General features: G+C 40.2%; 8 protein-coding genes and 1 pseudogene. All 9 read right to left on the bottom strand.

Translation table 11 applies throughout. From position 1 onward, the window contains the following. Nucleotides 1-159 precede the first annotated feature (159 nt). A complete protein-coding gene (locus tag L5M38_RS23215; RefSeq protein ID WP_263168272.1) occupies nucleotides 160-1080 on the bottom strand; it encodes a hypothetical protein in 921 nt (306 codons plus the stop codon). Next, nucleotides 1073-2542, bottom strand: coding sequence for a GIY-YIG nuclease family protein (locus L5M38_RS23210; RefSeq protein WP_263168270.1), 1470 nt, complete (start codon nucleotides 2540-2542; stop codon nucleotides 1073-1075). Before L5M38_RS23210 ends, L5M38_RS23215 begins: the two co-directional genes overlap by 8 nt. Before the next feature lie 351 nt (nucleotides 2543-2893). Further along, nucleotides 2894-3058 (bottom strand): annotated as a pseudogene (locus L5M38_RS23205) (transposase); the annotation flags it as partial. A gap of 453 nt (nucleotides 3059-3511) precedes the next feature. Beyond that, complete coding sequence (locus tag L5M38_RS23200) at nucleotides 3512-3715, bottom strand: hypothetical protein (RefSeq protein ID WP_263168269.1); 204 nt, start codon at nucleotides 3713-3715, stop codon at nucleotides 3512-3514. Between the two features lie 194 nt (nucleotides 3716-3909). Then, entirely contained in the window at nucleotides 3910-4629 is a 720-nt protein-coding gene (locus L5M38_RS23195; RefSeq protein ID WP_263168267.1) for a uracil-DNA glycosylase family protein, read from the bottom strand. Nucleotides 4630-4781: 152 nt separating this feature from the next. Then, the gene (locus L5M38_RS23190) at nucleotides 4782-6038 is read right to left on the bottom strand and encodes a Y-family DNA polymerase (protein ID WP_263168265.1); all 1257 of its coding nucleotides are present in this window, start codon (nucleotides 6036-6038) and stop codon (nucleotides 4782-4784) included. Next, nucleotides 6038-6445 carry a LexA family protein gene (locus tag L5M38_RS23185; protein WP_263168262.1) on the bottom strand — a complete coding sequence of 136 codons (408 nt, stop codon included), beginning with the start codon at nucleotides 6443-6445 and terminating at the stop codon, nucleotides 6038-6040. The genes L5M38_RS23190 and L5M38_RS23185 overlap by 1 nt, the downstream gene beginning before the upstream one ends. A gap of 142 nt (nucleotides 6446-6587) precedes the next feature. Then, a complete protein-coding gene (locus L5M38_RS23180; RefSeq protein WP_263168260.1) occupies nucleotides 6588-7361 on the bottom strand; it encodes an NERD domain-containing protein in 774 nt (257 codons plus the stop codon). Nucleotides 7362-7481: 120 nt separating this feature from the next. Then, on the bottom strand, nucleotides 7482-9689 hold the full coding sequence (locus L5M38_RS23175) for a nuclease-related domain-containing protein (RefSeq protein WP_263168258.1): 2208 nt from the start codon (nucleotides 9687-9689) through the stop codon (nucleotides 7482-7484). Between the last annotated feature and the right edge of the window lie 1612 nt (nucleotides 9690-11301).

Below are 11301 nucleotides of genomic sequence, written 5' to 3'. Positions count from 1 at the left end.
TTCTCCCCCCCCCCCCGAAAGCTACGCAGACGTCCTGTCTGCGTCACGCTATTTTCTTCAACGCTCTTCAGCAGCTTCGCAGGGGAAGGTGAGCTGCTGCGGTGTCGGTGCCGACAGTTAATCCTGAAAGAGTTATGTATGTCCTATCTTTTGGTAGGTCTAAACCAAATTTGAATATATGCAACTGCCTATAGCAACAACGGCTAGAACTATCGCAATGTAAGCTGGTGCTTGTGGCATCTTGCGTTGAGCTAAGGTTTCCAGCTCGGCTTCAAGTTTAAAAATTCGTTTCTCCCGTAGCTTATCGGCAGAGGTGTTTTCTTGAATATCGCCAATCGATTTCTCAAGTTTAAGCGCTTTTAGCTCTAACCCATGCTCAAGGGTGAATAGTTTTTTACTTTGATTATCAACTTGTTGTGCCAAATTGTTTAAATTATTTTCTTTTGATTCTAGTGAAAGACGAAGTTCCTCTAGCTTAAATGTTTTTTCGCGCATTGCTTGAATAAGCTGAGAAATTTGCTCAGATTGCTCCGCATCGGTTTGACCTTTTGAATCAAGTGCTTCATATAAGGCGCCGATATTCTCCATATTTCGATCAACATTTCTGCGAAGTTCTACTTCACTTTCAACTTGAGCATGTACTTGCTTGTACAGTGTCAGCACTGCTGTCTCAACATGTTTTGCATTCTCATCCAACGAACCATCATTCCGATCGAGCAGCAGTAGTTTATTTTGCTGATCCGCAATCTTTTTATCTAAGGCACCTAAAAAACCTTCTTGAACAACACTTTTATGCTGTGCAAGTTCAATCAAGAATTTAACCACCTCTTGCGTAACCTTTACGTTTGCACCTAGACCTTTAATAATACTTGCAAGCTCTTTGTCCGACTTCCCTGAGATACCGGAAACAAAAGCTTTGAAGTGACCTTTCTGTTCAACACTTTTCGCTCTATCGGTCAACTCTTCAGTAGTTTTAAGCGAGTTTTCAATTTGATCGAGCATCCCTAATAAATCACAGACACTTTTTTCAACAAGTTCACCCGATTTCGCTTCTTGTCGTGCTACTACTACTTCATTCATTGCCCAATTCCTTTAATTGACTTAAAAAATTTCTTTTTTCAATTTTGTTTACTTCCTTAACCGGCTCTTCGAACTTAGCTGTCATGACCTTCATTTGATCCATTACACGAAGCTCAGATTGCAATAATGCGCCAGATGATTCATATAATTCTTCGTTTAAATTGTAGCTTTCAACAAGCAGAAGATAAGAAGCGCGTCGCTCCTCTAAAGCCAATTGGTGCGATAAACCAAATCCCAATATAAATTGAACTAACCCAGGCACAAATTGAGATAATATATGACTGGTTATGCCGAATCCTATTGCTGAGATAATACCTGCAATGACTCCCGTAAAAATTCCTGTATATGGAAAGATTAACCCTTCAATAACAACATCCAGAGCGTCCCATAGAACTAGAGAGCTTGAGATGACAATAGTTTCGATAATTTTATTAAGCATCTCTTCGGTGCTCATCGAATCTTTGCCTTTATAAACGTTGTATGCATTTGCTGCTAAATCAAAAATATTGCGTGCGAGATTATAAACTTGAGCAATCGTTTGGCTAACTAACCCAATAATCGCTTCAAAAATCCCTTTCAACATTTGTTCCAAATTGGTCTTTAAGTTTTTAATATCATTGAATACTGCTTGCAAAAAGCGTTTCATGCGGTCAATTGCTTTAGTTTTACCACCTTTAAAGAGATCGACCAATTCGACTTTTAGATGCTTAATCGCTGACGCGATTAGTCCCTCAATAGCTGATGCTACAGCTTGTTCACTTACTTCTTTAGCTGCCCCTGCAACCAATTCGCCATCCGAATTGAGCCCCTCTTTCATCTTTTTTGCTTCAATATTAGAGCGAGTACCTTGGTTATTCTTTAACTCTTCTTTGCTATTGATCAGCTCGTCTTTATGATTTGCAATTAAATTAGCCTCAATCGCTGCTGCTGTTTCTTTTGTGTCGGTATGAAGTACTTTAACAGTACACCCCTCTTCAAACTGGGCTGCAAGCTTATACTGTTCACCATTTTTAGCTTTTTGCTTATTTTCATTTAGATGCCCAGCACTCCAGCGTTTTTTCACTTTTTCAGCATCACCAACATAAACCGGCGAACCATGTTTATCATAAACAACGTAGACACCGGGACCATCATATGCTGAGTCTAGCCCCCTTGCCACACCACCAGACACTGTAAACTCGCTATCAAATTTAATCGTTGAAAGAGAGCTAACCCCATGGCTGAATGACTTTGTGATAACCTCTTTCCAATCGGAAGTTCTACCAGCTATATCTATAGCACTCGATGTATTCGAGGCACTTAAAATATCAGTTAGTTCTGATTTGAAATCTACAGAATTGGCATCAGGTCGGGAGTTTTTTCTGTTACGAACACCCACAACTAATTTTCGGGTTACATTATCGATGGCTTTATCAACTATTTTATTGGCAAGTGGGGAAAGGCTTTGCACTTCTGTAGACACGATGAAATCTTCCTTTTCTATTGAACATCCAAGATAAAGTATGCGTTATTGTCAGACACAGGGGGCTTCTTTCGAATATAGTTTCTTGAGTTCTCTTTCGAGAGTTGCAAATGCCACAAAAAATAAACCAAGCCACCCATTTTAAATCAACAACATAATACACTTTCCGTTTGTCTACAATTTGTAAAAGTTAAAATCATTTAAAAAAGCACCACCTATAGCCGCAGGGACAGCATCTAAGACAATAAATTGCGCTAATCCCTTCAAAAATGGTGTATTTCAGACAAGGTTTATCGTCCCATTGTGTTTGGGAGATGCTCTGCAAGGCTTTCGAAATGATATAAGCAGTTGTCAGTTAAAGTGAATGTACTGGCAGCTTGCTGCAAAATGCCGTCGTCGTTTTTCTAAGTGTTCGCAGTAATCGCTCAGTTCTTGCAAGGTTCCTACTGGACCGTGAAATAGTTTGCCAAACTCGGTAGTCTGTTTGAGCCAATTGTCATGGGGGATATTTAATCTAAAAGGCTGGACACCCACAACTCTTTTTGGTTTTTATAAATACACTGAACGCTATTGAGGGATCCATTGTTATATTTATCGACAGGTATACTCGGGAATTAACGAGATTAAGTACTTGTATAGAAGTGACCGTTGGCGGCAAGGTCGCTCATTCACATCCATGTGATCGCGACATTCGTACATCCTTTTACATCAGATGCAGCCGTCGAGCCCTCAGGGATGAGTTTATGGCGTGTCACTGGAATGCAAGTACTTAATCTTTTAGCGGATCTGCAAAGAGGTAGCGAGAGATCGGGCGGACATGACTTCTAGAGTGAAAGTAACCTCATCACATTAGCTTTTCTATGGACACAGCTTTATTCGCCTTACTTGCATTTTTAACTTTGAAACAAGCTTTGGGGCAGATTTGAGCCAGCCTAGGGGAACCAGTTTGCACGCCATTGATTAACTCGACTATTCGGGGTTAACCTTACCTTCAGTTACAAGCTCATCGCAACGTAACCTAGCTATAGCTTTACGTTCTCCCCTGTCTTTAATAGCGGTGAACTGGGAATACATGGCATCAACACAACCGTCGTATGTTTTCAAACTATCGTCAATAAATAACGACCATGCGACATATCCTATTATCGCGGTGAGAATAATTTTCTTCACCATAATTCCAACCTGTAATTAGCTGTGTTTGACCAATGTCTACTCTTTGAGAGATGTTCCCTCGACACCAGATATTGAAACACATTAATGGTATGAGGAAAAGTAAGTCAAATGAAGTTCTACTGAACTAAGTGTGCAATCGCCCTTAACATTAAAAGGGGCAAAGGCACGTTAACCCGATTTGGACAGATGCGAGATTACACTGAGTTTTGCCGTGCTTTAGCCTTCTTTTGATTGGCGATGATCCAGTTAAATACATCTTGCTTATTTGCTGGGCTGTAGTAGCTAAGATGGGGAACCGCCGCAACAAATGTATGTACACCATTGATGTCACAGTGGAATCCACGACAATTCCACTGTCCATGCAAAGATGGTTGAGGTGGTACTTCATCCCCTTTCAAAAATAAGGCTTTCAAAAACGCATAGGCAGAAATTTTATCGATGCCATAAGTAAGAATTAAACTTGGCTGAATGATTTTCAAAACTGCCTCATGTACAGGCCAACACAACCCAGCCAATCCAAAACACAAATCAGCAGCACTACGTGATGTTTTGAATATGATGTTGGATGCACACACCGTTCTTGGATCATCAATATCAATCCCTTTCAATAACTCAATAACACGTTTCTGAAGAGGCGCACCACACTTAGGATACTTAGATTGCCCGTTTTCCCAACTCTCATCATAGAAAGAGTTTTCATTTCGTTTCAGCATACGCTGAAGATGACTTCGAATCGTGTATGGTACGCCTGTATCTGGATTCGTTTGCCCACTACCACCTGGGTTTAAACCCAACAAGTAAACATCACCTTTTCTTAACGTTTCATGGGAGCTATAAACTACTTCCCCAATGTCGTCCAAGATGTGTTTGAGTGTGTTCTCAGCGAAGATTGGGAGTTGTTCTTTTTCAACCATGTTAGGCACTTCCTAATTAATATTCACTAGTGTCAAAGACACTTTGTGCCATAACAAAAAGTAGATCAACTAGCATGTGTCACAATGTGTGTTTCTTGTTGCTCTAAAGTCACATTAAGGAATAAACCTGTAAATCCATCTACTGCCAGATATCAACACTTTATCTCGGGCAGACAATGCCACTTGGTTGTGTATTGTGGGGTGAGCAACTCGCGGCGCATGGCCCATTTTTGCTCGATACCTTGGGCAGCAATGAATAAAGTGTCTGTGCCGTAACGTTGATTGATGCAATCAAGAGTCTTCATTAACGCGGGCTTGGCTTTTGAGACATTGAATAAATCTAACTGGCCATGCTGGGTACTGACCAAATCGATCAGGCCTACACCGACTTTATAATAACGTACGCCTGCACGGAAAAGTTGAGATGCTGCTTGTGTCATACCTTGAGTGAGTTCAATGCTGCAATCGGTGGCACAAGCAAAGTGCACTAAGGTTTTAAAGCCTGTAGGGCGTTCATCGTAGGGGGAGTTGCTGGCAAACAACAACATGGTTTTACAGCTAGAACCTTGCTTACGCGCTTTCGCTGCGGCAATCGCCACATGTTTACTTAAGGCTTGCAGTAAATCCTCATACTCGGTAATACGCTCGCCCACACTACGAGTCGAGAATATTTGCTTCTTATCCGCCCTCGCCTCGTCCCACACTTTGCACGCTTGCCCATTGAGTTCACGCACAGTGCGTTCTATTTCAATACTAAATTGCTTTCGCGCTAAACCTGCAGGGATTTTGGCTAAGTCATAGGCGGTTTTTACGTTCATCAATTCAAGTTTTTTGCTTATCCTGCGCCCAATGCCCCAGACGTCATTCACATTCATTGATTGTAAAATTGAAATCCGGTCTTGTTCATTATCGATAACACACACCCCCTGATAGCCAGGTAACTTCTTTGCCGCGTGATTGGCCGCTTTAGCCAGTGTGAGTGTTGAGCCGATACCGACACAAACCGGTAAACGTGTCTCTTTCCAAACCGCTTTTCGAATCAACTGGCCTTGGGTTTGTAAGCACTTAATGGCGGGGTAACAATTTTTAAAGGAGAGAAAGCTTTCATCAATCGAATAGACATGCTGCTCTGGTGCAAATCGGCCAATGATATTCATCATCTTTGCAGATAAATCGGCATAGAGCTCATAGTTACTTGAACAAACAATGACACCTAATTTCGTGCACAGGTCTTTGACTTGAAAGTATGGTGCAAACTTAGGAACGCCCCGTTCTTTCGCTTGCTTGTTTGCCGCTACAATGCAGCCATCATTGTTGCTCAACACAATCATTGGCTTACCACGCCAATCAGGTCTAAAAACCTGCTCGGCGCTGCAATAGAAACTGTTGGCGTCTACCAAGGCAAACATCAGATGTCCGCTAATAATGGACTTTGGCGATGACAACGAATTGAACGAATAACAACACCTTCAATCGTAAAATTATCGTAGTCGTGAATAGGCTGAGGTTGGTGCTGTTCATTCGATGACAGCAGCATGCGATGCGTTTTATCAAGGATTTTACATACAAATTCACCGTTGAAATTGGCAACAATCACATCACCATGACGCGCGGTTTCCTGGCGGTCAACAATCAGTAAATCGCCATAAAAAATGCCCACGCCCTGCATTGAGTCACCTTTTGCGACACCAATAAAAGTCGCGCTGGGATGCACAACTAACAGCTCATCAAGGCTGAGACCCAGCTGACTATATTCAGCTGCAGGGCTTTCGAAGCCAGTAATACCGGCACTGGCATAGATGGAGATAATACGCATAGTCAACACCACTGTTTTTATATACAGTGATTATAGGCGTTGTTAGGTAACTGGCAAGAATTATTGTGATGTTTCGATGTAACACCATTGGTTCTTTTCTTTATCAAACCCCACGTCATAATTCACCGCGGTGGAGGCGTTTTTAGTTGAGTTTTTCTATAGATCTACACTTGGGGAATCCAGAGCAACCCCAAAATTGTTTCCCATTATTCTCACCACGCTTAGTTTCACGCAGAACCATTTCTGAACCACAACGCGAACATAGCTTTACTGGCTCTTTTGATGCGACCAGCTCTTTAATATGCTTTCGATGCTTAAAGTCTGTAACAACACCTCTTTTAAGTTTAGTATTATTTATAATATCAATGAGTTGAATGTACTCTGCATCCGAAAAAACAGGTTGATCGATCTGCTTGATGTAGTTTAAACAGCCTCGTGCATAGGTGACATTTTCAGGCATATCCGTTTTGAACGTACTGTCACCAATGAATACTATTATTGAGTGCATTTTTGATGGGTCTATGTTTAACAATGATTCCAGCGTTTTAACATGCTTGTAATTCTGATGAAGGGGATTCTGAAACTTAGAAGAGTGACGATAGATTTTCTGAGTCCACTGTTTTTGATTTTTTGAACCAAAAATCCAACCTTTCATGTTCTTAGTTTCGATCACGAAAACACCAAACTTAGATACTACAATATGATCGATTTGGGTCGTACCATCTTCAGTTAGCAAGGTAACGTCTTTTACCAACGTATAATCTAACGTTGGCAACTGTGCCAGTAGTTTGTTTACCAGAAATTCACCGAACACACCTTTAAACCACCGACTCTTAAAAAGCGAGATGATGAATAATAAAGGTATTAAATACCAAACTTGAACTAAAGCTTCCGACAGTAATCCGAATATATCCACGGAATTTCCTTATTCAACTAACGCCCGCCACAGGGGAGACTAGATACCTCCTGCGGCCCGATTAGCTGCTTTTATTTATGTGTTAGCTGCATAATACAACCTGCCTTCCTTATAAAGGGCTTATGGTTGATGTATTAACTCAGCCTTTGCCCAAACAAGCGATTCCTCGATTACCCTCAGAAACTCTTTGCCATTAAATCCCAATGGATACAAAGAATAAGGCTCTGAAGATAAATGAACAGGTTTAACTGATGCCATAGACAATGTAATTTCTTTCTCTTGATTACATAAATAATGAGCATTGTCAGCCAATGCAATCAAAAGCTCTTCAACGCTTACTTTCATAAAACCAGCGAAATAGTCATGATCAAACTCGAGTGAAGTATCAGCAATCAAACCTTTAACTTTTGGTGTTTCAACCGTTAAACCTAAAATTTGTCTAAGTTCTTTATTTATGCCAAGATTATCCTCAAACGCTTCAACTTTTTTCCTTACCTGTATACCAGCTTTACGTAATGTACGATCCCGGTAATGAAATATCTCAGAGTGAGTTGTACGGTAGTATGTTGATTTCACTTCAATGATAAAGACAATATTATCTATGACACAAATTAAATCAATCTCACCTGCTTCAATCCCACTTGGAGTACTTGCAGTATAATTTCGTATCACATTGAAGCCACGGCCTTCGAATGCATCACCTAACTGATTTTCTATTCTTGTTGTTTCGTCTTTTAATGAACTGCGCAGATTGGCAAAACGTCGAAGATTATTCACTGCACTCAGCGAACCATACTGTGTAGACATCAACCAAGGAAGTTGAACACAATGACTGCCGATTTTAAAAACTGGTTTTTCGTAAAGTGGTTGTATCTTTTCAAACTTCGATTGGCGTAATTCAATACTGAGCTTTTTCATATCAAGGCACCAAAACTCTAAAATAGCCTCAGCAGCCTTAATGCTCCCTTTAGGTAAGTCTTTGGAAACAGTCCAACCGACAATGTTATTAACTTTCTCTTTCCATAAAGACCAAGTTATAGGAAATCGATTTTGACCTATAGCGATCCCTTTTATTGCAACCATTCCAATGGCTTTTTGCCAATCACCTAGTTGAGCATGTTCATGATAGAACGATTCAATGTTCTCTTTGAAATAAAATACGACCATGAGCTCTAAAGATAGTAAAGCTTGGAATAAATTAACGTTAAACCCGTTATCGAGCTTAACAAACTCCTGAAAACCATATAGTTTCTGTAGTTCCAACTTACTTGCTAAGGCTTTTAAGTAAGCGATTTGATTGTTGTCATGGTGTTCAACAGAACCAATCTGTACACTGGCCATTCCTGCAGTAATAAATTCTTCCATTGCTATATTAAACCAGTAACCTTTAAGAAGTTGCTGTCTGTTCCCATTACGATCCCAATTATTAATTATACCTTCACCAAAACGCTCAAATATTAACCTTCCATTTGTTACTGAAAAATGTAATGAATCGTCAAAACAAAATGGATATACGCTTTGCGACAAAAACTCATCAAGTTCGACTTGTACTTGCATCAATTGACTAAACGTATTCAGTAATGAATCTGCAGCTGTACTGTCTTCATTAGATGGGAATACTAATGGGGCATGATACGCTTTTAATGATTTACCAATTTTATTATCATTCAGATGGAAGTCAGTATCTGGTGAATGTCTTAATTTCCAATGTATTAACTCCGTAAGCGCTCTCAACTTTGAGTTTACACTTATCACACCACCGTCAAATGATATGGTTTGTTCTATTTGATATTTGAAAAAATATACAGAAGAAAATGACAAAAACTCGAATAAAGATATACCTTTAAATGGTTTGCTGTACTTTGCTATCAGCCCTATTCTATCTTCGTGAGCTTGTTGGAATTGATGACATGTCTCAATCAAACCTTCAAGTATATTTGGGTATTGGCTCGATAGCTGGTTAATTTCATGCCACTTAGTATGCTCTTTCTTAAGTACTATCTCAGATCTTCTGATCGCCGTTATGATGGTTTTTGGCGATTTCGCTAATACCATTGAGATAAACTTAGGATTAGCAGCGATGTCCTGTGCAAAATAACGGGCTAAGGCTAGGATAAAATCCTCAGATTCAAACAGATGAGGTGGGAAATCATAAATGAATGTTGAATGCCAAAAGCAGTCTTCTCGATTAACAATCGACAAGCTTTTTTTAGCAGGCTTTCTATAGAGATAAACTTCTAGGACTTGCTGGTATGCAAATTCTTCATTCTGAAAGGCTTTGAATTGCAAAAAAAGCTTTTCAAAATAATTCTGTTTACGGTCTAACATCAAGGCATCCTTTCACAATATTATTAGGTAGAGATATCAAATAATTACCTTATTCATTAGGCTTAATCTGAAAATAGACGACTCAAGTTACTTTTGTAGTTACTCCAGAATTCAGATAATAACTGGGACACTCTAATTGAGTCGTAGAAGAAGCCAACTACTGAAAGTAGTACGCTTTATCTCGCCAAAGTAAAAGAGTATCACTATGAATTATCAGCAGTTGACCGAAGCAAGACGATACCAGATTTCCGAGCTTTTTAGGCTTTTAGAACAGGGCTTTTTGTACTGGTCAACTCAAACTGGACACTTTTAATTGAGAATTTTCAAATCTACAGGCGGCTGTTCACAATTAGCAGAATGAAGTCAGCTCCATGCTGTGCAGTAATATGCCTATCTACAATCAGCAAGTCACCATCATAAATCCCCTCAGTCAGCATCAAATCCCCCCTCGGTAATCTCCACATACGAAGCGCTAGGATGCTGCACAAGTCGCACGTCAAGACTTAAGCTCAGCTGCAAGTGTCTCAAAACCACTGATCCCAGCATGCGCAGAGACTGTAATAAAGGGAAGAATATGCCCCTTAGAATACTGTATATAATCGCAGTAACCATATACAGTACTAACCGGTTAGCAAATTTTGAATGATTTAGTTATCAGTTAACTGATTTTGGGATAAACCTAGAACGAATCGATATGCCTTGGCGGTGCGCTCTGATGTAATCAAACTAAAGGTTGGTTTCTTACTTCACTACTCTCTACTTTAATAGCGACTCACTTAGCAATAGAGGCAAAATATCGGCCCATTCAACAAAGATCAAAGGATCACAAAATCGATCTGTCGAAGTTGGTATATCCGAGCATACCTATTTTTTGAGCTTCTGAGAAAGTAAGGAGAATAATTATTTATAATCAACACCATATATAGCGTTCAAAATTATGAACGCCCCCTAAAAGCCCGTTAATAAAACAACAACCAAGCCCTCTAAAATCCTCATATGTAGTGAAGCACTGCGCGTCACTGCCCCCGCAATCAACCGCGCCAGAAGGACCCGTGATGATAATGGTTCGCATCTACATCGAGTTGAGAGTGATTCTCATCACCATAAGGTGTCGCGTTCGGTTTCAATCAAACCGTGAGCATCGGCGAGACACAAAATCCACCCATCTGAAAGTCTAAATTCCTCATAATTGCACATGATCATCGCTCCCTTTCTATCCATGCAAGATGACTAATATAGGTAAAGTGGCACTCGGCTAAAGTAAGCCTAGGCCTAGACAGCTACTGTTCACCTAAAACAGTCTAAAACCTTAGCTTTCACCCTATTCTCCCCACTGCCAACATTTAACACTAAAGAAACAAACGCACGCTATTGCATCCTCCACTAGGGTTGATGCAATGACTCGTCTGTAGCCTTACTGCTGCATGGGCTAGAGTGCTCCCAACTTTTTGAGGCTATCTAGGGATTATCTAGGCCGCATCAAAAAACGGTTGAACCATATTGGTGCAACACATTGAACAACACCCATCAAATTAAAACATATCAATAACAATTCAAACTAAGGCAGCATGAGCCTAAAAACGCGTTCAATCACTCAGAAACAGTGTGCAGA

It is taken from the genome of Shewanella sp. SM101, from assembly GCF_025654465.1.
Taxonomy (GTDB): Bacteria; Pseudomonadota; Gammaproteobacteria; order Enterobacterales; family Shewanellaceae; genus Shewanella; species Shewanella oncorhynchi.
The sequence above is the reverse complement of the archived record's forward strand: the minus strand, read 5'-3'. Positions and strand labels throughout refer to the sequence as shown.